Annotated in this window: 27 protein-coding genes; 19 read left to right on the top strand and 8 right to left on the bottom strand. The window is 65.2% G+C overall.

All coding sequences use genetic code 11. From position 1 onward, the window contains the following. Nucleotides 1-23 precede the first annotated feature (23 nt). The 4 genes from cobU to H8B03_RS04525 are packed head-to-tail and all read left to right on the top strand — an operon-like array spanning nucleotide 24 to nucleotide 3,449. A complete protein-coding gene (cobU, locus tag H8B03_RS04540) occupies nucleotides 24-563 on the top strand; it encodes a bifunctional adenosylcobinamide kinase/adenosylcobinamide-phosphate guanylyltransferase (RefSeq protein ID WP_193140546.1) in 540 nt (179 codons plus the stop codon). Continuing rightward, nucleotides 556-1,131: a histidine phosphatase family protein gene (locus tag H8B03_RS04535; RefSeq protein WP_193140545.1), complete on the top strand. Its 576-nt coding sequence runs from the start codon at nucleotides 556-558 to the stop codon at nucleotides 1,129-1,131. Before cobU ends, H8B03_RS04535 begins: the two co-directional genes overlap by 8 nt. Nucleotides 1,132-1,189: 58 nt before the next feature. Then, complete coding sequence (locus H8B03_RS04530; RefSeq protein ID WP_193140544.1) at nucleotides 1,190-1,891, top strand: glutathione S-transferase; 702 nt, start codon at nucleotides 1,190-1,192, stop codon at nucleotides 1,889-1,891. A 46-nt stretch (nucleotides 1,892-1,937) separates the two neighbouring features. Then, nucleotides 1,938-3,449: a YifB family Mg chelatase-like AAA ATPase gene (locus H8B03_RS04525; protein WP_193140543.1), complete on the top strand. Its 1,512-nt coding sequence runs from the start codon at nucleotides 1,938-1,940 to the stop codon at nucleotides 3,447-3,449. 38 nt (nucleotides 3,450-3,487) lie between these two features. Here H8B03_RS04525 and gshB read toward each other — a convergent pair whose 3' ends face one another. The 3 genes from gshB to rsmI form a co-directional block, all read right to left on the bottom strand. Then, nucleotides 3,488-4,423 (bottom strand): glutathione synthase, encoded by a 936-nt coding sequence (gshB, locus tag H8B03_RS04520; protein ID WP_193140542.1) that lies wholly within the window; start codon nucleotides 4,421-4,423, stop codon nucleotides 3,488-3,490. A 69-nt stretch (nucleotides 4,424-4,492) separates the two neighbouring features. Next, nucleotides 4,493-4,843: a YraN family protein gene (locus tag H8B03_RS04515; protein ID WP_193140541.1), complete on the bottom strand. Its 351-nt coding sequence runs from the start codon at nucleotides 4,841-4,843 to the stop codon at nucleotides 4,493-4,495. Continuing rightward, a complete protein-coding gene (gene rsmI / locus H8B03_RS04510) occupies nucleotides 4,840-5,700 on the bottom strand; it encodes a 16S rRNA (cytidine(1402)-2'-O)-methyltransferase (protein ID WP_226925690.1) in 861 nt (286 codons plus the stop codon). Before rsmI ends, H8B03_RS04515 begins: the two co-directional genes overlap by 4 nt. 94 nt (nucleotides 5,701-5,794) lie before the next feature. Between rsmI and H8B03_RS04505 the strand changes: the two genes are divergently transcribed. From H8B03_RS04505 to murJ, 3 genes are read left to right on the top strand one after another with little or no spacing between them, the layout of a single operon-like run. Continuing rightward, the gene (locus tag H8B03_RS04505) at nucleotides 5,795-6,955 is read left to right on the top strand and encodes a penicillin-binding protein activator (RefSeq protein ID WP_193140539.1); all 1,161 of its coding nucleotides are present in this window, start codon (nucleotides 5,795-5,797) and stop codon (nucleotides 6,953-6,955) included. A gap of 12 nt (nucleotides 6,956-6,967) precedes the next feature. Further along, entirely contained in the window at nucleotides 6,968-9,775 is a 2,808-nt protein-coding gene (locus tag H8B03_RS04500) for a [protein-PII] uridylyltransferase (protein WP_226925689.1), read from the top strand. Then, on the top strand, nucleotides 9,772-11,316 hold the full coding sequence (gene murJ / locus H8B03_RS04495; protein WP_193140538.1) for a murein biosynthesis integral membrane protein MurJ: 1,545 nt from the start codon (nucleotides 9,772-9,774) through the stop codon (nucleotides 11,314-11,316). The genes H8B03_RS04500 and murJ overlap by 4 nt, the downstream gene beginning before the upstream one ends. A gap of 3 nt (nucleotides 11,317-11,319) precedes the next feature. On the opposite strand, the gene H8B03_RS04490 is transcribed toward murJ, so the two are convergent. Continuing rightward, the gene (locus H8B03_RS04490) at nucleotides 11,320-11,997 is read right to left on the bottom strand and encodes a rhomboid family intramembrane serine protease (RefSeq protein WP_193140537.1); all 678 of its coding nucleotides are present in this window, start codon (nucleotides 11,995-11,997) and stop codon (nucleotides 11,320-11,322) included. Between the two features lie 75 nt (nucleotides 11,998-12,072). Here H8B03_RS04490 and trpS point away from each other — a divergent pair, with 75 nt between their 5' ends. The 12 genes from trpS to H8B03_RS04430 all read left to right on the top strand — a co-directional run bounded on the left by trpS (nucleotide 12,073) and on the right by H8B03_RS04430 (nucleotide 22,562). Next, nucleotides 12,073-13,128, top strand: a complete 1,056-nt coding sequence (trpS, locus tag H8B03_RS04485) for a tryptophan--tRNA ligase (protein ID WP_193140536.1) — start codon at nucleotides 12,073-12,075, stop codon at nucleotides 13,126-13,128. A 102-nt stretch (nucleotides 13,129-13,230) separates the two neighbouring features. Continuing rightward, entirely contained in the window at nucleotides 13,231-13,710 is a 480-nt protein-coding gene (locus H8B03_RS04480) for a VOC family protein (protein ID WP_193140535.1), read from the top strand. 75 nt (nucleotides 13,711-13,785) lie between these two features. Then, nucleotides 13,786-14,241, top strand: a complete 456-nt coding sequence (locus H8B03_RS04475) for a universal stress protein (protein WP_193140534.1) — start codon at nucleotides 13,786-13,788, stop codon at nucleotides 14,239-14,241. Nucleotides 14,242-14,316: 75 nt separating this feature from the next. Beyond that, complete coding sequence (locus H8B03_RS04470; protein ID WP_193140533.1) at nucleotides 14,317-14,877, top strand: NifU family protein; 561 nt, start codon at nucleotides 14,317-14,319, stop codon at nucleotides 14,875-14,877. A gap of 4 nt (nucleotides 14,878-14,881) precedes the next feature. Then, nucleotides 14,882-15,535: a tRNA (adenosine(37)-N6)-threonylcarbamoyltransferase complex dimerization subunit type 1 TsaB gene (gene tsaB, locus H8B03_RS04465; RefSeq protein WP_193140532.1), complete on the top strand. Its 654-nt coding sequence runs from the start codon at nucleotides 14,882-14,884 to the stop codon at nucleotides 15,533-15,535. Then, nucleotides 15,532-15,945: a ribosomal protein S18-alanine N-acetyltransferase gene (gene rimI / locus H8B03_RS04460; RefSeq protein ID WP_193140531.1), complete on the top strand. Its 414-nt coding sequence runs from the start codon at nucleotides 15,532-15,534 to the stop codon at nucleotides 15,943-15,945. Before tsaB ends, rimI begins: the two co-directional genes overlap by 4 nt. A 177-nt stretch (nucleotides 15,946-16,122) precedes the next feature. After that, complete coding sequence (locus H8B03_RS04455; RefSeq protein WP_193140530.1) at nucleotides 16,123-17,118, top strand: BMP family protein; 996 nt, start codon at nucleotides 16,123-16,125, stop codon at nucleotides 17,116-17,118. Nucleotides 17,119-17,160: 42 nt separating this feature from the next. After that, complete coding sequence (locus H8B03_RS04450) at nucleotides 17,161-18,702, top strand: ABC transporter ATP-binding protein (RefSeq protein ID WP_226925688.1); 1,542 nt, start codon at nucleotides 17,161-17,163, stop codon at nucleotides 18,700-18,702. Between the two features lies 1 nt (nucleotide 18,703). Then, nucleotides 18,704-19,795, top strand: a complete 1,092-nt coding sequence (locus H8B03_RS04445; protein ID WP_193140528.1) for an ABC transporter permease — start codon at nucleotides 18,704-18,706, stop codon at nucleotides 19,793-19,795. After that, a complete protein-coding gene (locus H8B03_RS04440; protein ID WP_193140527.1) occupies nucleotides 19,792-20,760 on the top strand; it encodes an ABC transporter permease in 969 nt (322 codons plus the stop codon). The genes H8B03_RS04445 and H8B03_RS04440 overlap by 4 nt, the downstream gene beginning before the upstream one ends. Nucleotides 20,761-20,883: 123 nt before the next feature. Next, on the top strand, nucleotides 20,884-21,804 hold the full coding sequence (locus tag H8B03_RS04435; protein WP_193140526.1) for a sulfite exporter TauE/SafE family protein: 921 nt from the start codon (nucleotides 20,884-20,886) through the stop codon (nucleotides 21,802-21,804). After that, entirely contained in the window at nucleotides 21,804-22,562 is a 759-nt protein-coding gene (locus tag H8B03_RS04430) for a TIGR02186 family protein (RefSeq protein ID WP_193140525.1), read from the top strand. Before H8B03_RS04435 ends, H8B03_RS04430 begins: the two co-directional genes overlap by 1 nt. Here the strand turns inward: H8B03_RS04430 and H8B03_RS04425 are convergent. From H8B03_RS04425 to H8B03_RS04410, 4 genes are all read right to left on the bottom strand, one after another. After that, entirely contained in the window at nucleotides 22,533-24,092 is a 1,560-nt protein-coding gene (locus H8B03_RS04425) for an ATP-dependent RecD-like DNA helicase (protein WP_193140524.1), read from the bottom strand. The genes H8B03_RS04430 and H8B03_RS04425 overlap by 30 nt on opposite strands. Nucleotides 24,093-24,131: 39 nt before the next feature. Further along, nucleotides 24,132-24,767 (bottom strand): acyl-homoserine-lactone synthase, encoded by a 636-nt coding sequence (locus H8B03_RS04420; RefSeq protein WP_193140523.1) that lies wholly within the window; start codon nucleotides 24,765-24,767, stop codon nucleotides 24,132-24,134. A gap of 104 nt (nucleotides 24,768-24,871) precedes the next feature. After that, on the bottom strand, nucleotides 24,872-25,585 hold the full coding sequence (locus H8B03_RS04415) for a LuxR family transcriptional regulator (RefSeq protein WP_193140522.1): 714 nt from the start codon (nucleotides 25,583-25,585) through the stop codon (nucleotides 24,872-24,874). Continuing rightward, nucleotides 25,557-25,730, bottom strand: a complete 174-nt coding sequence (locus tag H8B03_RS04410) for a hypothetical protein (RefSeq protein ID WP_193140521.1) — start codon at nucleotides 25,728-25,730, stop codon at nucleotides 25,557-25,559. Before H8B03_RS04410 ends, H8B03_RS04415 begins: the two co-directional genes overlap by 29 nt. Between the last annotated feature and the right edge of the window lie 64 nt (nucleotides 25,731-25,794).

Genomic DNA, 25,794 nt, shown 5'->3' with positions numbered 1-25,794 from the left:
CTGCGGAAACTGGATCACAACAAATGACAAAAAATGCAGTGCCCCGGCTTGCGCTTGTGACCGGCGGAGCGGCCTCGGGGAAATCCCGTTTCGCCGAAGGGCTGGTGTCGGGCTTTGGCCGCCCCCGCGTCTATGTCGCCACCGCGCAGGCCTGGGATGACGAGATGCGGGCCAAGATCGCGCGGCACCGGGCGCAGCGCGGCCCGGACTGGCGACAGGTGGATGCGCCCGACGATCTGGCCGGGGCGCTGGCGCAGGCCCAGCCGGAAGAGGTGTTGCTGGTCGATTGTCTGACCATGTGGCTGACCAACCGGATGCTGGCCGAGGCGGATCTGGCCGCCGAATGCACCGCGCTGGCACAGGCCCTGGCCCGCGCGCCAAGCCAGGTGGTCTGTGTCACCAATGAGGTCGGACAGGGCATCGTGCCCGAAAATGCCATGGCCCGCGCCTTCCGCGAGGTTCAGGGGCGTCTGAACCAGCAGGTCGCCGCCGAGGCCGATCTGGTGGTCGCGGTGATGTCGGGCCTGCCGTTGGTCTTGAAGGGCCGGTTGCCGCATGGGTGAGCCGCTGACCATCTGGTGGGTGCGCCACGGGCCGACCCACGCCAAGACCATGATCGGCTGGACCGACCTGCCCGCCGACCTGTCGGATGCGCCGGTGCTGGCCCGCCTGCGCGCCTATCTGCCCGACGTGCCGGTGGTGTCCTCGGACCTGCTGCGGGCGCGCCAGACCGCCGAGGCCATCGCCGGGGACCGTCCGCGCCTGAGCGCCCTGCCCGAGTTGCGCGAGATCCATTTCGGCGCGTGGGAGCATCGCAGCTTCGAAGAGATCGAATCCGAGGCCCCCGATCACATCTTCCGGTTCTGGGATCAGCCCGGCGAGATCTCCCCGCCCGGCGGCGAAAGCTGGAATGCGCTCGCCGATCGGGTGAACCGGGGCGTGGCACAGTTGCACGGCCTGGGCGAGGTCATCGCGGTGGCCCATTTCGGCGCCATCCTGACCCAGGTGCAGCGCGCGCAGGGTGTCAGCGCCAAGCAGGTGATGGGGCAATACATCAACAACCTGTCGGTCACCCGGCTGAGCTTTGACGGGCAGCGCTGGTCGGCACATCCGATCAATCACAGGCCGTGATGGGGCACTTCAAGAATGATCGTTTTTCTGGATTGACCGGCGCGTCTAGGGTGGGGCCATGACCCATATCCTCGCCCTTGCAGACCCCGCCCATTCCAGTTGGTCCATGCGGATCGGCCTGTTGATTCAGCGCTTTGACCTGCCGGTTTCGCTGACCTTCGCCGATCTCTACACCCCTGATTTCCCGAAGATGCTGGCGGATTTCGCGCCGGCCCGCACCGTGCCGGCCCTGAAGCTGGACGATGGCACAGTGGTTTGCGAAAGCCTTGCCATTGCCGAGGAACTGGCCAGCCGCTTTCCCGACGCCGGTCTGTGGCCGCAGGCTCCCTCCGCCCGCGCCCACGCGCGCGGATTGACCGCCGAAATGCACGCGGGCTTCATGGTGCTGCGCGACAAATGCCCGATGAACCTGCGCACCGCCTATGAAAACACGCCGCTTCAGGCCGAGGTGCAGGCCGATCTGGACCGGCTGGAAGACATCTGGGGCCGCGCCCGCGACAGGTTCGCGGCCGACGGTCCGTGGCTGTGTGGACCCTACTCCATCGCCGACGCCTTCTTTGCCCCGGTCGCCGGGCGCATCGCCGGGTACGGGCTGAAGGTGGGCCCGGTCAGCGCGGCCTACACAGCGGCGCATCTGGCCGACCCGGCATTCCAGGCCTGGCGCGCGATGGGGCTGGCTCAGGGGCCGCATCAGGCCACCTATGATCGCCCGTTCCCGCAACGGCCCTGGCCGACACCGGCGGACCTTAACCAAACCTAAAGGCTTCCTGCGCTCCCTTAACCATGAACACCCACAGGAGGGGATCATGGTGGCACGGGCCTTCACGGTGGCCTTCGAAGGGATCGACGCCCGGCTGGTCGAGGTGCAATGCGCCGTCGTGCCCGGCCTGCCCGCGTTCTCCATCGTCGGCCTGCCCAACAAGGCGGTGAGCGAGGCGCGCGACCGCATCCGCATGGCGCTGTCGGCCATGTCCATCGCGCTGCCCTCGAAGCGGGTGACGATCAACCTGTCGCCCGCCGATCTGCCCAAGGAAGGCGCGCATTTCGACCTGCCGATTGCGCTGGCCCTGCTGGCGGCGCTGGACATTCTGCCGCCCGAGGAGGTGGCCGAGACCGTGGCCCTGGGCGAAATGTCGCTGGACGGCACGCTGCATCCGGTGATCGGCGCGCTTCCGGCGGCGCTGGCTGCGGCGGAAGGCGATCGCGCCCTGCTGTGTCCGCGTGCCTGCGGGGCCGAGGCGGCCTGGGTCGGGGACGCCCGTGTTCTGGCCGCCGGATCCCTGGGTGAGGTCGTTCGCCACTTTACTGGACAATCCCCGTTGCAGGATGCCCGCCCCGGCGAGGTGAGCGCCGAGGCCGACGTGGCTGACCTGCGCGACGTCAAGGGTCAGGAACGGGCAAAACGGGCGCTGGAGATTGCCGCTGCCGGACGCCACCACCTGCTGATGACCGGCACGCCGGGATCCGGAAAATCCATGCTGGCTGCACGGTTGCCGGGGCTGCTGCCCCCCCTGTCGGCAGCCGAAGCCCTTGAAACCTCGATGATTCACTCGCTGGCCGGCTTGCTGGACGAAGGCGGAATATCACGCGTGCGCCCGTACCGACGCCCGCATCACACGGCCTCGGTGGCTTCCATCGTCGGCGGCGGCAAGGGGGCCAAACCGGGCGAGATCTCGCTGGCACACAACGGCGTTCTATTTTTGGATGAACTGCCTGAATTCCCGCGCGCGGTGCTGGAAACCCTGCGCCAGCCGATCGAGACCGGCGACGTGGTGGTGTCGCGCGCCAACGCTCATGTGCGGTATCCCGCCCGATTCCTGCTGGTGGCAGCGGCCAATCCCTGCCGCTGCGGCTATCTGAGCGATCCGGGCCGGGCTTGCGCGCGCGCACCGGCCTGCGGCGACGACTACCTCGGGCGCATCTCGGGCCCGCTGATGGATCGGTTCGACCTGCGCGTGGATGTGCCGCCGGTCTCGTTCCAGGACCTCGACCTGCCGCGCGATGGCACGCCCAGCGCCGAAATCGCCGCCCGCGTGGCCGCGGCCCGGCAGGTGCAGGCCGAGCGTTATGCGGAAGTTGCGGATGTTCGGGTCAATGCCGACGCGGAAGGCGTGTTGCTGGAGGACATCGCCCGTCCTGACAAGGCCGGGCGCGAGCTGATGGCCGCCGCCGCCGACCGGCTGGGCCTGACGGCACGCGGCTATCACCGGGTGCTGCGCGTGGCCCGCACCATCGCCGACCTGGCAGGCGAAACCGACGTCGGGCGCGCCCATATTGCCGAGGCGATCAGCTACAGGTTGGACACCCAGCGGCGCTGAAGCACCCCGCTGCGAACTGGCAGCCGGGGTGACGGGGTTCAGCCCCGCCGCGCCTCAATGGCCGCCCAGATCCCGGCGGCGGCGTTGATGCCATTGAACCGCTCCAGCTCTTGCAAGCCGGTGGGCGAGGTCAGGTTGATCTCGGTCAGCTTGTCGCCGATCACGTCAATGCCAACAAAAATCTGGCCATTGTCGCGCAACACCGGCCCGATGGCGGCACAGATTTCACGGTCCCGGTCGGTCAGGGTCGCGGGCTCAGCCCGCCCGCCCACGTGCATGTTGGACCGGGTCTCGCCCTTCTGGGGAACGCGATTGATGGCTCCGATCGGCTCGCCATCGACCAGGATCACCCGTTTGTCACCCTGCTTCACCGCCGGAAGGTACTCCTGCGCGATCAGTGGCTCGTTGTTGAGACCGGTGAATGTCTCGTGCAGCGAGGCAAGGTTGCCGTCATCCGGGCGCAAGCGGAACACCCCGGCGCCACCGTTTCCGAACAAGGGTTTCACGATGATGTCGCCATGCTGCGCCTTGAAGGCACGCAACTCGGCCAGATCGCGGGTGATCGTCGTGGCGGGGATAAGGTCGGGGAACTGCAGCACCAGTAATTTTTCGGGATAGTTGCGCACCCAGAATGGATCATTCACCACCAGCGTTTCCGGATGCACGCGATCCAGCAGATGCGTCGTGGTGATATAGCCCATGTCGAAGGGCGGATCCTGGCGCAGCCAGACCACGTCGAAATCGCTCAGCGCGCGTGTTTCTTCCGGCCCAAGCTGCGCATGGTCACCTTGAACGCGTTGCACGGTGAAAGGGTTTCCGCGCACGCGAATACCACCATCGGCATAGGTCAGCGTGTCGGGCAGGTAGAAGAACAACTCGTGGCCCCGCGCCTGCGCCTCTTCCGCAAGGCGGAAACTGCTGTCGGCGTTGATGTCTACCGATTGGATCGGATCCATCTGGAAGGCGATTTTCATGCGGCAACCCCCTGTTGGTGTGTCTGGGGACTGCATGCCGCATCGTCAGCGGGGCTGCAATGGCTAGGCCTAGATAAACGCGTTGGGAAGGATTTCGACCCGGCCGACGTCGTCGACCAACGCCACGTCGAAACGACAATCCGTGTCCTGACCACCGGGGAGTTGCCCAAGGTAGGTCTGCGCCGTGCGAGTCAACCGGCGCATCTGGGCGGGCCGCAGCGATTCGGCGGCTTGCGCGAAACTGCGGGCCTTTTTCACTTCGATGAAAACCACTGTCTTGCCATCGCTCATCACCAGATCGATCTCGCCGCCCCGGCGTTTCCAGCGGCGATCCCGCATCAGGTATCCGTTGTTGCGATAGCAATCAGCGACACTCTCCTCGGCCGCCAGTCCGGCATGAACCGCCAGCGCCCCGCTCATGACTCTTTGTCCATGCTCAGGGCCATCTGGTAGGCTGCTTTTCGAGGCAGGCCATATTGCGCGGCGACGAACGCCGCAGCATCGCGCACGGATTGGGTTTTCAGGGCTTCCGCCAACGCCTTGCGCATATCGTCCTCCGTCCACTCTGCGGCCCCCGGTGGGCCGACAATGACCACGCATTCGCCCTTGATGGTGCGGTCGATCAGTTCTGCGGCCAGGTCATCCAGCGGTGCCCGTACAACTTCTTCAAAGCGCTTGGTCAGTTCGCGGCACAGGGCGGCAGGACGGCTGCTTCCCAAGACATCGCGCAGATCGTTTAACAACGCGTGAACCCGTTTGGGCGATTCGTAGATCACAAGGCTGCACGGCACCTGCGACACCTCGGCCAGCGCCTTTTTCCGGGCCGTGGATTTCGGCGGCAGAAAGCCAAGAAACAGAAAGCGGTCGGTGGGCAGCCCCGACAACAGCAGCGCCGCGATGGCCGCCGACGGCCCCGGCGCGCCGGTCAGCGGAAGATCCGCGGCGATCATCTCGCGCGCCAGGTCAAAGCCGGGATCCGAGACCATCGGCGTGCCCGCCTCGGACGCATAGGCCACGCTGCGCCCCTGTTTCACCGCCTCGACCAGCTTGGCCCGCGTCCCGGCACCGCTGTGATCGTGGTAGGACCAGACCGGACGATCGCCCAGCGGCACGCCGTGGATGGCCAGCAGTTTCTTCAGGCTGCGGGTGTCCTCGGCCACCAGAATCTCTGCCGAGGCCAGGATATCCAGCGCCCGCAGGGTAATATCGCGTGCGGTCCCGATCGGGGTCGCGACCAGGTAAAGCCCCGGCTGCAGCGGCGTGACGCGATAATTCAAGGTTGGCCCCGAGTTCATTGATGCGTAGGAAAGGCGTAGAGGAGCGCGGGGGCCCCTGCAAGGTCTGCCCCGGCCAGTTTGGAAGAGGGTTTCCATGACCAAGACCGGTGGCGGCATCATCCGCAAGCTTTCGAAATTCATCACCATGGGCGTCGCACTGGTGGCGCTGGCCGCCTGTGATCCGACGGCGATCACCTCGGGAGGGCGTGGCGGCAAGGCGCAGGTCGCGCTTCTGGTGCCCAGCGGATCGGCGGACGGCAATGTCGCCTTCCTGGCCCAGTCGCTGGTCAATGCCGCCAAGCTGGCGGTGGCGGACCTGGAAGGCACCGAAATCGACCTTCGGGTCTATGACACCGCCGGCAATGCCAACCAGGCCGCCAACATGGCCCGCAATGCGGTTGCCGAAGGCGCCGACGTGATCGTCGGCCCGCTGTTTGCCGAAGCCGCCGCCGCTGTCGGCGTCGCGGTGGCCGGCACCAACACCGCCGTGCTGAGCTTCTCCAACAATGGCGATATCGCGGGCGGCAATGTCTTCGTGCTGGGTGCCACCTTCGACAACACGGCCCGCCGCATGATGGGGTATGCCAAGAAACAGGGCATCGACAGCGTGATGGTGGTCAACGGCCAGACCACCGCCGAACAGATCGGCCGCGATGCCATCGTGCGCGCCGCGCAGGATTATGGTATCCGCATCGCTGGCAGCGAGAGCTTTGCCATGTCGCAGGAAGGCGTGGTCGCCGCGGCACCCCGCATCGTGGCCCAGACCCAGGCCAGCGGTGCCAGTGCCCTGTTCCTGACCTCGAACACCGACACCGCCCTGCCGATCATCACCCAGCTTCTGCCGGAACAGGGGCTGACGCCGGAAAGCATCCAGTACATCGGCCTGACCCGCTGGGACGTGCCGGCCTCGGCACTGGCGCTGCCGGGCGTTCAGGGCGGCTGGTTCGCACTGCCGGACACGCAGGCCCTCAACCAGTTCTCCAGCCGCTATTCCACGGCCTTTGGCGCGGCACCGCACAGCATCGCCGGTCTGGGATATGACGGCATCGCCGCCGTTGGCGCGCTGGCCGGGTCGAACAACGGGCTCAGCCCCTCCAGCTTCACCCAGTCGCGCGGCTTTGCCGGGGCCAGCGGCGTGTTCCGCTTCCTGCAAAACGGCAGCAACCAGCGCGCGCTGTCCGTGGCCACCATCCAGAACAAGGCCGTGCGCATCCTTGACCCGGCGCCGAAGTCCTTTGGCGCCGCCGGTTTTTAAGCAGACTGACTTTTGTCCGACACAACACCTGACAGCACGGCCGACCGCTTTTGCGTTCCGGCCGCGCCCGACAGCCTGAACCTGATCGCCCCGCCCGAGAACATCTTCGACCGGCAGGCGGTGGCGGCGGCGCTGCATCAGCTTGCCGAGGATTCGGCGGACGCGAAAACCTTGCGCAACGCCACCGTGGGCCTTCTGTCGGCGCAAATGAAGCACGGCCGCGCCGTCATAGCCGAGGCCATCGCCAAGCGACCGCTGGACGCGGGTCCGGCCGTGCGCGCCTATGCCTATCTGACCGACTGCGTGGTGTGCAGCACCTTCCTGCTGGCCACCAACGTGCTGCATCCGGCCACCTCTGCGGACACCTGGGAAGGCCTCGCACTGGTTGCCGTGGGCGGCTATGGCCGCGCCGAGATGGCGCCCTTTTCCGACGTCGACCTGCTGTTCCTGACCCCCTGGAAGCTGACCCCCTGGGCCGAGAGTGTCATCGAATCGATGCTCTACATGCTGTGGGACCTGCGCCTGAAGGTCGGCCACGCCAGCCGCACCGTCAATGAATGCCTGCGTCTGGGCAAGGATGATCACACCATCCGCACTGCCCTGCTGGAAAGCCGCTATCTGGCCGGGCACCAGCCACTGGCACAAGAGTTGAAAAAGCGACTCCGCAAGGAGCTGTTTTCGAACACCGCCGGCGATTTCATCGAATCCAAGATGTCCGAGCGCGAAGCCCGGCACTCGAAACAGGGCGGCCATCGCTACGTGGTGGAACCCAACGTCAAGGAAGCCAAGGGCGGCCTGCGCGATCTTCAGGCGCTGTTCTGGATCGCCAAATACGTCCACGGCGTCGACCGCCCGGCCGAACTGGTCAATCTTGGCCTCTTCACCCGCGAGGAGTTCGGCTATTTCCAGCGCGCCGAGAATTTTCTCTGGGCGGTGCGCAACCAGCTGCACCTGATCACCGGGCGGGCTATGGATCAACTGACGTTCGACCTGCAGGTCGAGGTCGCCGACCGCTTGGGCTACAAGGATCGCGCCGGGCGCCGGGGCGTCGAGATCTTCATGCAGGACTATTTTCGCCACGCCACCCGCGTCGGCGACCTGACCCGCGTGCTGCTGACCGCGATGGAGGCCGACCACATCCGGCGGATGCCCACCCTTGCCGGCCTGTTCCAGCGCCGCAAGCGGGTCAAGCAGGGCTACAAGATCGTGCACGGGCGGATCAACATTCAGGACGAGAAGGAATTCCTGAGCGATCCGGTGAACCTGTTGCGGCTGTTCGACGAGGCGCTGCGTACTGGCTACAAGCTGCACCCGGACGCCGTGCGCGCGGTTTCAGCCAACCTGGATCTGATCGACGACACCGTGCGCCGCGACCCGCTGGCATCCAAGATCTTCCTGAGCTGCCTGCTGAAACGCAACAATCCGGGCCGCGCCTTGCGGCGGATGAAGGAATCCGGCCTGCTGGGCGCCTTCATCCCCGAGTTTCAGACGGTGGTCGGGATGATGCAGTTCAACATGTATCACCACTATACCGTCGACGAGCACACCATCATCTGCATCGAGAACCTGTGCCAGGTCGAAAAGGGCGAGTTGAAGGACGAGCTTCCGATCTCGACCCGGATCGTCGAGGACGGCATCAACCGCCGGGTTCTGTATCTGGCCCTGTTGCTGCACGACATCGGCAAGGGCCGGCCCGAGGATCATTCGCTGCTGGGCGCGCGCGTGGCCCGCCGCGTGGCGCCGCGTCTGGGGCTGAAGCCCAAGGACTGCGAAACCGTGGAGTGGCTGGTCCGCCATCACCTGCTGATGTCCGACATGGCACAAAAGCGGGACCTGTCCGATCCGCGCACGGTGCGCGACTTTGCCAAGGCGGTGAAGACCCAGAAGCGGCTTGACCTGCTGCTGGTGCTGACCTCCTGCGACATTCGCGGGGTCGGTCCGGGGGTCTGGAACAACTGGAAGGCCATGCTGCTGCGCAACCTCTACCGCCAGACCACCGAGGCACTGTCGACCGGGTTGGAGGACGTCAATCGCGTGTCCCGCGAAAGCGATGCCAAGAAGGCGCTGCGCGAGGCACTGGCCGATTGGGACAAGGCCAGGCTGCGGCGCGAGACCAGCCGCCACTACGGTCCGTACTGGCAGGGTCTGCAGACCGAAACGCAGGTGGTCATGGCCAATCTGCTGGACGGGCTGACGGATGACGAGGTGCGCATCGACCTGCACGAGGACGTGGACCGCGACGCCACCCGCGTCTGTTTCGTCATGGCCGACCATCCCGGCATCTTTGCCCGGCTGGCAGGTTCTCTGGCGCTGGTGGGGGCCAACGTGGTGGACGCGCGCACCTTCACCACCAAGGACGGCTATGCCACCGCTGCCTTCTGGATCCAGGATGCCGACGGCCATCCCTATGAAGTCGACCGGCTGGGCCGGCTGAAATCGATGATCCACAAGACCCTGGGCGGCGAGATCGTGGCGGGCGAGGCCATGGTCAAGCGCGACAAGATCAAGAAACGGGAAAAGGCCTTCCGGCATCCGACCTCGGTCTCTTTCGACAACGAAGGCTCGGACATCTACACCATCATCGAAGTCGACACCCGCGACCGGCCGGGACTGCTGTATGACATCGCCCGGACGCTGGCCAACAACAATATCTACCTGTCTTCGGCGCAGATCGCGACTTATGGCACGCAGGCGGTGGACAGCTTCTACGTCAAGGACATGTTCGGGCTGAAGTTGATGGGCCAGACCAAGCTGGAAAACCTTGAAAAAAAGCTGCTGCACGCCATCGAACAGGGTGCCAGCAAGGCCGCCGCGCAATGAAGCCCATCAGGCTGCTGAGCGGACTGCTGACCGTCGGCGGCTGGACCATGGCCAGCCGGGTGCTGGGCTTTGTCCGCGACGCGATGATCGTGGCGCTTCTGGGCACTGGCCCGGCCTATCAGGCCTTCATCGTGGCGTTCTCGCTGCCCAACATGTTCCGCCGCTTCTTTGCCGAGGGCGCCTTCAACATGGCCTTCGTGCCGATGTTCTCGCGGCGGCTGGAAACCGGCGACCGCCCGGCCGATTTCGCGCAGGAGGCCTTTGCGGCGCTGGCCAGCGTAGTGCTGGTCCTGACGTTGATCGCGCAACTGGCCATGCCGGGGCTGGTCTATGCCATGGCGTCCGGTTTCGCCGGGCAGGAGCAATTCGATCTGGCGGTCGGCTTCGGACGCATCGCCTTTCCCTATATCTTCTTCATCGCGCTGGCGGCGATGCTGTCGGGGGTGCTGAACGCCTCGGGCCGCTTCGTGGCCGCCGCTGCCGCCCCGGTGCTGCTGAACGTGATTTTCATCGCCTTCATGAGCCTGGCGCTCTGGCTGGGCGGCGAGGTTGCCCGCGCGCTGATCTGGGCAGTACCCGTTGCTGGCGTGGCGCAATTCGCGCTGGTCTGGAGCGCGGCGCGCAAGGCCGGCTTCACCATGCGGCCCGCGATGCCGCGCTTCACCCCAGAGATCCGGCAACTGGCGATTGTCGCGGCACCGGCGGCGCTGGCCTCGGGGGTGGTGCAGATCAACCTGCTGATCGGGCGGCAGGTGGCCAGCTATTTCGACAAGGCGATGGACTGGATGTACACCGCCGACCGGCTGTACCAATTGCCGCTGGGCGTCGTGGGCATTGCCGTGGGCATCGTCCTGCTGCCCGACCTGTCGCGCCGTCTGGCCGCCGATGACGCCGCCGGGGGCCGCGCCGCGCTCAGTCGTGCCGGAGAGATTTCGCTGGCCCTCACCCTGCCTGCGGCGGTCGCCCTGCTGGTGATTGCCGAACCGATGGTCTCGGTCCTGTTCGAACGCGGCAAGTTCACTGCCGCTGACAGCCAGGGCACCGCGCTGGCCGCCGCGATCTACGGGTTGGGCCTGCCCGCCTTCGTGTTGCAAAAGGTGCTGCAACCGCTGTATTTCGCCCGCTCGGACACCCGCAGCCCGTTCCGCTTCGCGGTCTGGGCGATGCTGGTCAATGCCGGCTGCGCCATTGGCCTGTCGCCGGTGATCGGCTGGCCCGCCGCTGCCCTTGGCACCACGCTGGCGGGCTGGGCCATGGTGGTCTTCCTGTGGCGCGGCACCAGCACAATGGGCGAGGTCGCCCGCTTTGACGACCGCTTCCGCCGCGCCGTGCCCCGGCAATTGCTGGCCTCGATTCTGATGGGGGCCGTGCTTTGGGCGCTGGCGCAGGGGTTGCAGGGCGCATTGCACACCGCGGGCCTGCGCTATGGCGCGCTGGCCCTGCTGATCGGGGCCGGGATCGTCAGCTATTTCGCCGCCGCCCACCTGCTGGGCGCGCTGACCCTGCGCGAGTTGAAGTCGGCCTTCCGGCGCGGTCGCTGAGCCTCAGCGCCGCCGCAACGCCGCGCGCAGCTTGGCCCAGCCACCCGGCACCAGCAGGAAGGACAGGCCGAAGCCGCTGGCAAACCCCGCCACATCGGCCACCCAATCCTTCTGGCCGCCGAACAGCAGCCCGAACAGAAGCTGGATCGCCATCAGCAGGCCGATCAGCCGGAACGCCTGCAACTGGTTCTGGCGCAGGAACTTCGCCTGGACCCACATCAGGAAGGTGTAGCCGCCGATCAGCCCGTAGACGCCGGGATAACCGCCCACCAGCGGGAAATCCTCGTTCAGCAGCAGACCATAAGCCAGCGCCCCGCCGATCGACGCGCCGAAGAAGATGGCAAAGACTGCCACGTTGCCCAAAGCCTCGCCCACCATCTTGCCCATGGCCAGCAGAAAGACGCAGACGAACATCGCGTGGGTAAAGCTGAGATGCAGCAGCGGATAGGTGACGAACCGCACCATCAGGTCCGGCGGGAACTTCAGATTGACCACCATCCAGTCCAGCGCCTGACCGAAGAAGGCGTAATTCTCGACCGCGCGGGTGCGCAGACCAATGCCGCCGGGGCCGCCCAGCAGACCCCGCTCGGCCAGGGTGAACAGCACTTCGACGCCGAACACGACGGCGGCCAGCGCGATCACCGCTGCGGGCAAGGGATTGACGGGGCGGGCGGGTTCCATGGGTGTTCCTTGATTGACGGCATCCGGCCCCGCAGATAAGCGAGCCGTGCACGGAAATCCAGACGGAGAACCCCCATGACGGATGCGGTCCAAACGCAGTCCACCCCGGCCGAAGCCCCGAACGCCGCCTTCACCCCGCGGGTCTTTTCGGGAATCCAGCCGACCAACCACCTGCAACTGGGCAATTACCTGGGCGCGGTGAAACGCTTTGTCGACATGCAGGACAGCGGCATCCAGACCCTGTATTGCATCGTCGATCTGCACGCGATCACGGTCTGGCAGGACCCGGCCGATCTGACCCGCGCGACGCGGGAACTGGCGGCAGGATACCTGGCCAGCGGTCTGGACCCGAAAAAGTCGATCCTGTTCAATCAGGCGCGCGTGCCTGCCCATGCCCAGATGGCATGGCTGTTCAACTGCGTGGCGCGCATGGGCTGGTTGAACCGGATGACCCAGTTCAAGGACAAGGCGGGCAAGAACCGCGAGGCGGCCTCGACCGGGCTGTTCGCCTATCCCAACCTGATGGCTGCCGATATTCTGGTCTATCATGCCACACAGGTGCCCGTGGGCGAGGATCAGAAGCAGCACCTTGAGCTGACCCGCGACATCGCCATGAAGTTCAACAACGACTATGGCGTCGATTTCTTCCCGATCACCGAACCGGTGATCGAAGGCGCGGCCACGCGGGTGATGAGCCTGCGCGACGGCTCTAAGAAAATGTCGAAATCCGATCCCTCGGACATGAGCCGCATCAACCTCACCGACGATGCCGACACCATCGCCAAGAAGATCCGCAAGGCCAAGACCGACCCCGAGCCCCTGCCCGAAAGCGCCGAGGGCCTGGCCGAGCGGCCCGAGGCGCGCAACCTGGTCAACATCTACGCCGGTCTGGCCGATATCCCCGTCGATGCGGTGATGGCCGACCATGGCGGCAAGACATTTTCCGAATTCAAGCCGGCGCTGGCCGAACTGGCGGTTGCCAAGCTGTCGCCGATCACCGGAGAAATGTCCCGGCTGATGCAGGATCCCGCCGAGATCGACCGCATTCTGGCCGATGGCGCGGAACGGGCCGACGAGATCGCCCAGCCGATCCTGAAACGCGCCTACGAGATCGTCGGCCTGCTGACCTGACCCCGATATCCTGCGCGTCCCCGCACAGAGGGGCGTGCAGGACGCGCTATATACACGGTCCCCGCGCCCGGCCTAGGCTGTCTGAAGTGTCAGGAGACCGCCATGACCTCTGCCCCGCTTCCCACGCCGCGCATCGGCCACGTCCATCTGAAAGTGGCGGATCTTGAGCGCGCCGTGCGTTTCTATGCCGATCTTCTGGGGCTGGAGGTGCAGGCCACCGACGGGCGCACGGTCGCCTTCCTGTCATGGGGCAGCTATCATCACCATATCGCGCTGAACACATGGCACAGCGAAGGTGGCACCCCGGCGCCGGTCCGGCACACCGGCCTGTTTCATGTGGCGTTCCTGTACCCCACCCGCGTCGAACTGGCCCGCGTGGTGCGGCGCATGGTGGATGCCGGTGTGCCGCTGGACGGGGCCTCGGATCATGGCGTCAGCGAAGCGATCTATCTCAGCGATCCCGACGGTAACGGGATCGAGCTTTACTGGGACCGGCCGCGCGCCGAATGGCCACGCGATGCCGATGGCCAGCTTGCCATGTACACCCGGCGTCTCGATCTGGACGATCTGCTGGCCAATTGAGCGGAAAATATCCCGGCCCTCCCTTGCCTTGGCGCACAAAGGCGGCATCATGGCGCCGATAGCAGGGGATCCATCATGCGTACCTTTCTCGTCGTGCTCGACGACAGCCAGGAATGTCTTAATGCCATGCGCTTTGCCGCCATGCGTGCTGCCAAGACCGGCGGCGGGGTCGAGATCCTGTCGGTGATCCCGCCGGACGAGTTCAACCATTGGGTCGGCGTGGGCGACATCATGCGGGAAGAAGCCCGCGAACGGATCACTGCGCATTTCGAGGTGTTTGCCAAATGGATGCGCGACAAGCAGGGCGTCGATCCGACCCTGGTAATCCGCGAAGGCGACCTGTTCAAGGAAGTGCTGGCTCAGATCCACGACAATCCCGAAATCGGGGTTCTGGTGCTGGGCGCGGGTACCGAGAAAAGCGGCCCCGGTCCGCTGATCTCGCATATGACCAAATCCGCGGCACAGGTGCCCATTCCCTTCACCGTGGTGCCGGGCAACATGTCCAAGGAACAACTGGAAAGCGTGACCTGACGCCAGTTTGGAATCATTCCAAACATTGACTTCGCGCGGCTCTAGCCGCATATCAGGCGCAACGGAGGCTTTGCCATGTTCATTCAAACCGAATCCACCCCGAATCCCGCGACCCTGAAGTTCCTGCCCGGCATGGCGGTTCTGGAAAGCGGCACAGCCGACTTCCCCGAGGCCGACAGCGCCGCGAAATCCCCGCTGGCGCGCCGCATCTTCGCGGTCGAGGGCGTCACCGCGGTCTTCCTGGGCGCCGATTTCGTCACCGTCACCAAGAAAGACGGCGTCGAATGGGATCACCTGAAGCCCGCCGTGCTGGGCGCGGTGATGGAGCATTTCCAGTCCGGTGACGCGACGCTGGACGGCGCTGCCGAGAACGCCGGCCATGCCGCGCATGACGGTCCGGATTCGGAAATCGTCGGCCAGATCAAGGAATTGCTGGACACCCGCGTGCGGCCCGCCGTAGCGCAGGATGGCGGCGACATCACCTTCCACGGTTTTGATCGCGGCATCGTCTACCTGCATATGCAGGGCGCCTGCGCCGGGTGCCCCTCGTCCACGCTGACGCTGAAGATGGGCATCGAGAACCTGCTGCGCCACTATATCCCCGAAGTGGTGGAAGTGCGCCCCGTCGCCGTCTGAACCGATGCGCGACAGCGGGCCGATCCTGGCCTTCGACACCTCAGGTCCGTTCTGCGCCGCCGCCCTGCTTCGGGGCGGCGAGGTGCTTTGGCAGGGGGATTGGCACGGCGCGCGCGGCCAGGCCGAACAGCTTTTTCCCCTGCTTGAGGACGGGTTGGCCCAAACCGGGCTGACATGGGCCGACCTGACACGTCTTGGCGTCGGCGTCGGTCCCGGCAATTTCACCGGCATCCGCATCGCGGTCTCGGCGGCGCGCGGCCTGGCCTTGTCGCTGGGCATACCAGCCATCGGGGTCAGCCGTCTTGAGGCGCAGGTGCTGGACGCCCCCCGCCCGGCGGTCTCGCTGGTCGCGGCCCCGCGCGGCAGCGCCTATGTGCAGACGTTTCTGCCGGACGGCCCTCACCCCCCCGCCCTGCACACCGCCGCAGATCTGGCCACGCTGGCGCTTCCCGCAGACGCTTCGTTGCTGGGCGTCGATCTTGCGGTGCAAGCCGAAAGCCTGAACAGGCCCATCACCCCCCCGCCGCACCTGTTGGCGGTGGCCATCGCAACCATCGCCGCCCGCGCACCTGCCGACAGCCCGCGCCCGTCGCCCCTGTACCTGCGGGCAGCCGACGCGGCCCCGGCCAGCGATCCGCCCCCGAAAATCCTCTCATGACGCCAGACACGCTGGCGGATCTGCACGCGGCATGTTTCACCACGCCCCGCCCTTGGCGGGCGGTCGAGTTTGCCGGGTTGCTGGCCCAGCCTGCGGTGTTTCTGGAACCGCACCCGTCAGGCTTCGCCCTGGGCCGCGTGATCGCGGATGAGGCCGAACTTCTGACCCTTGCCGTCAACCCGGCCTGCCGACGCGCGGGGATCGGACGGGCGCTGATGGCGCGCTTCATCGATACGGCCCGTGAGCGCGGCGCGACACAGGCGTTTCTCGAGGTCGCGGCGGACAATGCCGCCGCGCTCGCCCTGTACGACGGGTGCGGCCTTGCCCGCGTGGGGCTGCGACCCCGGTACTACACTGCCCCCGATGGTTCGAAGATCGACGCGGTGGTGATGACCCGGACCATCGTATAGGCGATCGCCGTGTCTGCCCCCGCCCTGCCCCGGCGTTTTGGGCAGCAACCGCTTGGCAAACCGCAGAAACCTGTTGACCCCTCTCCGCTGCTGCGGCCTACTTCTGGCAAGACCGCGCCGCAACAAGGCGCGGCGTGCCGTTTTGCGCGGCAGAAGTCCAATAGTTGGGAGACTGCAATGACCTTCATGAAAACGCTTTTCGGAGCGGGCACCGCCCTGACCCTGAGCATGACCGCCGCGCTGGCGGAGCCGGGGCTGATCATCGATCTGGGTGGCAAGTTCGACAAATCCTTCAACGAAAGCGCCTATAACGGGGCGCAGCGGTGGCTGAAAGACTCCGGTGGCGCCTACAAGGAAACCGAACTGCAATCCGAAGCGCAGCGCGAGCAATCCATGCGCCGCATGGCCGAAAGCGGCGCCAACCCGGTCGTGGTTCTGGGCTTCGCCAATGCCTCGACCCTTGAAAAGGTCGCGCCGGACTATCCCGAAACCATGTTCACCATCGTCGACATGGTCGTCGATCAGCCGAACGTGCAGTCGGTGGTCTTCAAAGAGCACGAAGGCAGCTATCTGGTCGGCGTTCTGGCCGCTATGGCCTCGGAATCCAATGTCGTCAGCTTCGTTGGCGGGATGGACGTGCCGCTGATCTCGAAATTCGCCTGTGGCTATGCACAGGGTGTGAAGGCGGTGAAGCCCGACGCCAAGGTCATCGTCAACATGACCGGCACCACCCCCACCGCGTGGAACGACCCGGTGAAGGGCGGCGAACTGACCCGCGCCCAGATCAGCCAGGGGTCTGACGTGGTCTATGCCGCCGCCGGTGGCACCGGCATCGGTGTTCTGCAAACCGCTGCCGATGAAGGCATCCTGTCCATCGGCGTGGACAGCAACCAGAACCACCTGCATCCGGGCAAGGTGCTGACCTCGATGGTCAAGCGCGTGGACAACGCCGTCTACGAGGCTTTCGATACCTTCGAGAAGGGCGAATTCACCCCCGGCATCAAGGTCATGGGCCTGAACAACGGTGGCGTCGGCTGGGCACTGGATGACAACAACGAACCCCTCATCACCGAATCGATGATGGCAACGCTGGAAGAAACCCAGGGCCGCATCATCTCGGGCGACATCGTGGTGCACGACTACACCACCGACAGCTCCTGCCCGGCCTTCTGAGCGCAGATGACCTCGCAAACACAGACCGGGGGGCGGCCTGACATGGCCGCCCCTTCCGCTGCCCCCGCCATCGAGCTGCGCGGCATCTCGAAAGCCTTCGGTCCGGTCCAGGCCAACAAGGACATCGCGATCCGTGTCGAACGCGGCACGATTCACGGGATCATCGGCGAGAACGGCGCTGGAAAATCGACCCTGATGTCGATCCTCTACGGCTTCTACAAGGCCGACGCCGGCGAGATCTTCATCGGCGGACAGAAAACCGAGATCCCCGACAGCCAGGCCGCCATTCGCGCCGGCATCGGGATGGTCTTCCAGCACTTCAAGCTGGTCGAGAACTTCACCGTTCTGGAAAACGTGGTGCTGGGGGCCGAAGAAGGCGCTTTCCTGCGCCCCTCACTGGCCAAGGCCCGCACGCTACTGACGAACCTGTCGCGCGAATACGCGCTGGACGTGGACCCCGATGCCCTGATCGAAAACCTGAGCGTCGGTCACCAGCAGCGCGTCGAGATCCTGAAGGCCCTGTATCGCAAGGCCGACATCCTGATTCTGGACGAGCCCACCGGCGTGCTGACGCCGTCCGAGGCCGACCACCTGTTCCGCATCCTTCACGGGCTGCGTGACGAGGGCAAGACCATCATCCTGATCACCCACAAGCTGCGCGAGATCATGGAGATCACCGACACCGTCAGCGTCATGCGGCGCGGCGAAATGACGGCCACGGTCAAGACCGCCGAAACCTCGCCCACCGAACTGGCCGAGCTGATGGTGGGCCGAAAGGTGCTGCTGCGCGTCGACAAGACCCCGGCAAATCCCGGCGCCACGGTGCTGGATGTTTCCGACTTGCGGGTCACCGACGAAAAGGGGGTCGAGCGCCTGAAGGGCGTGTCCCTGAACGTGCGGGCGGGAGAAATCCTTGGCATTGCCGGGGTGGCCGGCAACGGCCAGTCGGAACTGTTGCAGGTGCTGGGTGGCATTGCGGACGCCAAGGGAACAATCACGCTGAACGGCAAACCGCTGAGCCTGTCGGGCCCGGACAGCGACGGCCGCGCCCGCCGCGCCGCAGGCATCACCCATGTGCCGGAGGATCGTCACAAGCTGGGGCTGATCCTGGATTTCGCGGCGTGGGAGAACACCGGCTTTGGCTATCAGCATCGCCCCGAATACAGCCACAGCGGCATCATGGACAACGCCGCCCTGCGCGCCGACACCGATGGCAAGATGGAGCGCTTCGACGTGCGCCCGCCGCACAACTGGCTGGCCGCAAAGAGCTTTTCCGGCGGCAACCAGCAGAAACTGGTGCTGGCCCGTGAGATGGAGCAGAACCCCGACCTGCTGCTGGTGGGCCAGCCGACCCGCGGCGTGGACATCGGCGCCATCGAGTTCATTCACCAGCGCCTGATCCAGTTGCGAGACGAGGGCAAGGCAATCCTGCTGGTCTCGGTCGAACTGGAAGAGATCCTGTCCCTGTCGGACAGGATCGCGGTGATGTTCGACGGCCGCATCATGGGCGAGCGCCTGCCGGGCGACACCGACGAGACCGAACTGGGCATGTTGATGGCCGGTATGGACGGAAAGGCGGGTTGAGATGAACAAGATGCCGAAGTGGGCCGATGTGGCCCTGATCCCCGCCATCAACCTGTTGCTTGCGCTGGCCGTCTCGGCGCTGGTCATTGCCTATATCGGCGAAAACCCGGTGCAGGCGATGAAGATCATGATCAAGGGCGCGGTCGGCTCGGCTTATGGCTGGGGCTATACGCTGTACTACGCGACCAACTTCATCTTCACCGGGCTGGCGGTGGCCGTGGCCTTCCATGCCCGGCTGTTCAACATCGGCGGCGAAGGGCAGGCCATGCTGGGCGGTCTGGGCGTGGCGCTGGTCTGCCTGGCACTGCCCTGGCCGCATTGGACGCTGGCGCTGCCCGCGGCAGTGGTTGGTGGCGCGCTGTTCGGGGCCGCCTGGGCGGCAATCCCGGCCTATCTGCAGGCCAAGCGCGGCAGTCACATCGTGATCACCACGATCATGTTCAACTTCATTGCCTCGGCCTTGCTGGTCTACCTTCTGAACAACGTGTTGAAGGTGCCCGGCTCGATGGCCCCCGAAACCCCGCGCTTCATCGAAGGGGCGCGGCTGCCAACGGCCTATGATTTCGGGGCGTGGCTGGGGTTCACCCGCTCGGCCCCGCTGAACGTGGCCTTCTTCGTGGCACTGGCCTGCTGCGTCGGGGTCTGGTTCCTGATCTGGCGGACCCGGCTGGGATACGAGATCCGCGCCTTTGGCCAGTCCGAACCGGCCGCGGTCTATGCCGGAATCCAGCCGGTGAAAATCACCGTGATCGCCATGCTGATTTCCGGCGGGTTGGCCGGTCTGATGGGGGTCAACGCCGTGCAGGGAGAGGCGGAACGCCTGATCATAGACAGCGTTCAGGGCGCCGGGTTCGTCGGGATTGCCGTTGCGCTCATGGGGCGTTCGCACCCGGTGGGCGTGCTGATCGCCGCGGTTCTGTTCGGCGCGCTTTACCAGGGCGGCGCGGAACTGGAATTCGAGATCCCGGCCATCAGCCGCGAGATGATCGTGGTGATCCAGGCGCTGGTGATCCTGTTTACCGGCGCGCTAGACAACATGGTGCGGGCCCCCGTGGCGCGGCTGTTCTCGGGCTTTGGAAAAGGAGCGGCATGATGGATCTGAACACGATTCTTCAGCTACTGGACTCCAGCCTGCGTCTGGCCACGCCGCTGCTGTTTGCCTGCCTTGCGGGGCTGTTTTCCGAACGCGCGGGCATTTTCGACATCGGGCTTGAGGGCAAGATGCTGGCAGCGGCCTTCTTCTCGGCGGCGGCAGCGGCGGTGTCGGGCTCGGCCTGGGTCGGTCTGGCGGCCGGCTGTACCGCCTCGCTGTTGCTGGCAGCCCTGCACGGGGTCGCCTCGATCACCTTCCGGGGAAACCAGCTGATCTCGGGCGTGGCGATCAACTTTCTGGCCGTCGGGCTGACCGTGCTGATCGGGCAGAACTGGTTCAAGCTGGGCGGGCGCACCCCGCCGCTGCAGGGCGATGCCCGGTTCCAGAACATCGACCTGCCGCTGGCCAGCACCATTGAGTCGGTGCCGATCCTTGGCCCGCTCTATTCCGAAGTGCTTTCAGGGCATTCGATCCTGGTCTACGTCGGCCTCTTGTCCGTGCTCGGCAGCTGGTACGTGCTGTTCCGCACAAGGTTTGGCCTGCGCCTGCGCGCCGTGGGCGAGAATCCCGGCGCTGTGGATACGGCGGGTGTTTCGGTCGTCGGGCTGCGCTATTCGGCGGTGCTGATCTGCGGGATGCTGTGCGGGCTGGCGGGAACCTATCTGGCCACCGGCCTGTCGGCGGGCTTCGTCAAGGACATGAGTGCAGGTCGCGGCTTCATCGCCCTGGCTGCCCTGATCTTTGCCAAGTGGCGGCCCTGGTCGGCGCTTGGCGCCTGCCTGTTGTTCGGTCTTCTGGAGGCCCTGGGCAACCGCTTCCAGACCTTCGAACTGGCGGGCGTCACCATGCCCACGCAGCTGATGCAGGCCCTGCCCTATATCCTGACGGTGGTGATTCTGGCGGGGTTCGTCGGCAAGGCCATCCCGCCCCGCGCAGGTGGCGAGCCCTACGTCAAGGAACGCTGACCCACCCGCACGGCGCGCAATCTTGCGTCGTGCGGGCGGCTTTTTTCCAGAAACTGCAGAGTAGCCGCGCTGCAGGAAGCCCGAAGGACTGGACCCCGTCGCAAGGGTCACTATTGTCGCGCCATGCAAATCTATCTTCCCATCGCCGAAGTTTCGGTCAACGCGTTCCTGCTGCTTGGGCTGGGCGGACTGGTGGGCGTGCTGTCGGGCATGTTCGGGGTCGGCGGCGGCTTTCTGATGACACCATTGCTGTTCTTCATCGGCATCCCCCCCGCGGTGGCCGTGGCGACCGAGGCGAACCAGATCGTTGCCTCCTCCTTCTCGGGTGTGCTGGCGCATTTCAGGCGCAAGACGGTGGACCTGAGGATGGGCGTCGTGCTGCTGACCGGCGGCCTGATCGGCGCGGCACTGGGGGTGAAGGTCTTTGCCCTGCTCAAGGAAATGGGCCAGGTCGATCTTCTGGTGAAGCTCTGCTACGTGGTGTTTCTGGGCGTGATCGGCGGGCTGATGTTCGTCGAAAGCCTGAACTCGATCCGCAAGGCGCGCCGGGTCGGCGCCCCGGCCCCCAGACGGCGGCGCGCGGCCTGGGTGCAGGCACTGCCGCTGAAGATCAAGTTCCGCACCTCGGGCCTGTATATCTCGGTCATCCCGCCGCTTCTGGTCGGCCTGTTCGTCGGAGTGCTGTCGGCGATCATGGGTGTCGGCGGCGGTTTCATCATGGTGCCCGCGATGATCTATCTGCTGGGAATGCCCACCAAGGTGGTGGTTGGCACCTCGCTGTTCCAGATCATTTTCGTCACCGGCTTCTCGACCCTTCTGCACGCCACCACCAACTATACCGTGGACGTGGTTCTGGCGGTCCTGCTGCTGGTCGGCGGTGTCATCGGCGCCCAGATCGGCACCCGCATCGGCACCCGGATGAAGGCTGAACAACTGCGCATCCTGCTGGCGGGCATGGTGCTGCTCGTGTGCTTCAAACTGGGTCTCGACCTGCTGATCGAGCCGTCCGAACTGTATTCCATCGGCACCGAGGGCGGGCACTGATGCTGCGCCTGCTGATCATCGCCACGCTGCTGTGGGCACTGCCCGCCGGCGCCGAAAAGGTGGTTCTAGGCCTCAGCCAGGACGAAGTTGCCATCACCGCCACCTTCGACGGCTCGTCGCTGTTGATCTTCGGCGCCGTGAAGCGCGAGGAACCGCTGCCGCAGGATTCCGATCTGGATGTCATCATCACCGTGTCCGGCCCACCCGGCCCGCTGGATATCCGCCGCAAGGAACGGCGCATGGGCATCTGGGTCAACACCGACTCGGTCCACCTGCTGCACGCGCCCAGCTTCTACGCGGTGGCCAGCACCCGGCCGCTGGATCAGATCCTGAACATGGACGACGACCAGCATCACATCATCTCGGTCGACTACGTGATGACCACGGTTGGCCCGGCCCATGCCGCGCCCGAACTGGACGTGTTCACCGATGCGCTGGTGCGCATTCGCAGCGAGGCCGACCTGTATCAGCAGCATGAAACCGGCGTGGCGCTGGATCAGGAGACGCTGTTCCGCACCTCGCTCGACCTGCCCGCAAACCTTGTCGAAGGCATTTATTCCATGCGGATCTTCCTTGTCCGCGACGGCGCGGTCGTAGATCGCTATGACACCACGATCGAGGTGCACAAGGTCGGGATGGAACGCTGGCTGTACAACCTCGCGCATGAACGGCCACTGGCCTACGGGATCATGTCGCTGGTCATCGCCATCGCGGCGGGTTGGCTGGCCTCAGCCGCCTTCCGGATGTTCCAGCGATAGGGTCGGGTCGATCTCGCGGATCAGGTCGGGCGCTGGCGGCACCGTCAGATCATCGGTACCCAGCGGCACCGTGGGCTTGCCCAGCCGATACCGCATTACCCAGTGCAGCCGCGTCTCGGCGCGGGTGATCGCCACATAGGCCAACCGCTTCCACAGCGGCAGCCCCGCCTCGGTTCGCCCCGCGCGATAGGCGGCATAGATGTCGGGTCCGAAGACCTGAACCTCGGACCATTGCGAGCCCTGCGCCTTGTGGATGGTTACCGCCGCGCCGTGCAGGAAGGCCGCCCCCATGCGGGCCGCGAAGGGGATGAAGGGTTCTTCCTCATCGGGATGTTCGATCTTGATGATCGAAGCCGCCGAGACCTGCGGCTCGGGCGCGCCCAGCACATGCAACCGGGAAAACCCCGGACGGCGCCCCTGCCCCAGGTAGATCACCTGCGCGCCCTTGATCAGTCCCCGTGCCTCAAGGTCCAGCCGCTTCTTGCGATGCTTCAGGGGCAGTTCCAGCCCGTCGCAGATCAGCGGTTCGCCGGGCAACAGGCTGTCGTCGGGCGCGTCATGCGCCTTGCGGAACGCCTGGATCAGCCGCACGCGGGTGGCGTTGCGCCAGACCAGCACCGGCGAGCGCGCCATCAGATCGGCCTCGACCCTTCCCGCAACCACAACGCGATCGTCGCGGCGGGCGGCATCGTCTATCATCCTCTCGAACTGTTCAAATCCCACGTCCGGATCACTCAACGCGTGGGCAAGATCGAGAATCGGGTTGTCCCGTTCCTGTCGGTGAATGCGACTCAGCACCAGTTGGCGCGGTTCCGGCAGCTTGTCGAAGACCATTTCGCCCGATTGTCCCACCGGCGCCAGCTGCGCAGGGTCGCCAAACAGCACCAAAGTTGGAAAAATTTCTTTCAGGTCGTCAAATTGTCGCGCGTCCAGCATCGAACTTTCATCGACGAATCCGATGTCCAGCGGCTCTTCGCGGCGTTTCCAGCCAGTGATGAAGTCCGATCCGCGCAATCCGGCCGAAGCCAGCGCCCCCGGCACCGACTTGTGCAGGTCGTAAAACGCCTTGGCGCGGTCCAGCGCGGTGTCGTCCAGAACCTCGGTTTCCGGCCGCGGGCCGCGCCCTGCCAGCCATTCGGCGATTTTCTCGTATTCGGGATCATAGACCGGCGTGTAGAGCACCCGGTGGATCGTCGTCGCCGGAACGCCCCGGTTGCGCAGGACCGAGGCCGCCTTGTTGGTGGGCGCCAGAATGGCAAGGGTGCGCCGCTCCTTGCGGCGCCGGCCCTCGTAATCGCCCGAGACGATCTCGACGCCCGCGGCCTCCATGGCGTGGTAGAGCTTTGCCAGAAGCACGGTCTTGCCCGAACCCGCCTTGCCCAGAACGGCCAGCGTCTGATCGCCCTTGGACGCCGGGGGGCCAAGCCCCCCGCCTGCCAGGTCAATCCCGGCGGCGGCAAGGACTTCGGTCACCCGCGCAAAAGCGGCATCCTGATCTTCGGACAGGACAATATCGGTCACGGCATTCATGTCCGGACCCTAGTCCGGGACCGCGACGGGCACCAGCACTCAGGCGGTGTGCGCCAGTTCGATCCGCGCCTGATGCCGCGACAGGTGGAACCACAGGCGCGACTGGGCCCGCGGGATACCGGCCTTGTCACACAGGGTTTCCGCGCGGCTTTCCGAGAAACTCCACAAGCCCGCGCTGATCGCCTCGCGGCCCTCGCCTTGCGTGCCCACCACCAGCGGCGACCAGCCCAGGCGGCGATAGATGCGCACCATGCGGGCATCGAACACCCCGATCGAGAAGGTCAGATCGAAGCCCAGGCCGACCTCGCAGCCGCCCAGCATCAGCGCTGCCGACACCTGAGGAGCAGCGTTGCGCGCAAGGCAGAAGCGGGTGCACTCCCAGATCTGCGAATTGCGGATCCGGGCCCCGTCCAGAAGGTTGCGAAAGTGATCGTCGAGCATGTTCGGCCCCGACGTGGGCAGGAACCGCATCGAGCCGCCATGGCTGCCGTCAGGCTCTTCCCAGATCACGTAGAGCGGGTTTATCGCGTCGTATTCGTCACGCTCCTCGCCATGATCGTCGATGGATACATCCCAGCCCAAACGCGTGTGGAACTGATCGGCGCGATCCTGAAACATGGAATCGCGCAGCTTCGGGTGATGGTTCAGTTCGTTCGAAAACAAGTATCTCAGCATGTTTATCCCCAGTCCGCTGTGTTGACGGGCTCAGGGTGTTCAACCGCTGGTTAACCAGAGTTAATCGCACCGTACGGTGCGTTAACGAAATGTTAAAACTTCGTTCAGACGACAATCAGGCCGCGGGCGATGGCGCGGGCGACGGCGTGGGTCGTGTTCTGCGCTCCCAGTTTGAACCGCGCGGATTCGATATAGACCCGCAGCGTGTGTTCCGAGATACACAGGCTTTCGGCGGCTTGTGCGCGGGAGTAGCCCACTGCAAGTAGGCTGAGCGTGTCGATCTCGCGGGGCGACAGGCTGGCCGATTTCTGAACATCGGTGCCGTTGTCGATCTCAAGGGCTTTCTGATTGATGAAATGGGCCACGAGAATCAGATCCGATACATTGGACCGGCTGTAATTCGCCCAGGTCCTGTCGCTTGCATTGCTGGAGGCCGTAAACAGGGCGAACTGTCCGTTTGGTCCGCGGATCGGCACCGAAAGCCCCTGGTTTCCGATCCCGGCGTCAGCAGCCTCGCCCATGAAGTTCCGTGCCTTGGCGCCGGTCCAGTCCAGCTGTTTCCAATCCACCGGGTTGAACCGCTGATAGCAGCCCTGCACCACCGGATCGATGCGCGCATAGTCCCGCTCGATATAGCGATCCACCCATGAGGCGTCATAGGTGAGTGCTGCGTATTGTTCTCCAGCCCGGTTGACCGAATGGTAAACAACGTGATCCACATCGTAGAGATCGCGAAGCCTGACAACGACATCCTGCAGATCTCCCCGTGTCGTTGCCTCTTCCAGGCTGCTAATGAGCGTCTCCAGCTTTTCCTTCATGACCCCGTGCCCGACATACGTCCCTGACCTTGTTACGCCGAATTTCCGTAGCGGCCACCATCATGGTATCATCAAGTTGCTCCGCCAACTCCAAAAACTGGTTGTGGCGCGCAAACTTCTTCAGGTCTGCCAGAACATCGATCATCCAATCTGCATCCATGGATCCGTCCCCAAGACTTGAAGAATTCATTAACAACACCGTAACACGC

The sequence above is a fragment of the Meridianimarinicoccus sp. MJW13 genome (genome assembly GCF_014901205.1).
Classification (GTDB): Bacteria; Pseudomonadota; Alphaproteobacteria; order Rhodobacterales; family Rhodobacteraceae; genus Meridianimarinicoccus.
Note: the sequence above shows the minus strand (reverse complement) of the source record. Positions and strands in the feature narration are given on the sequence as shown.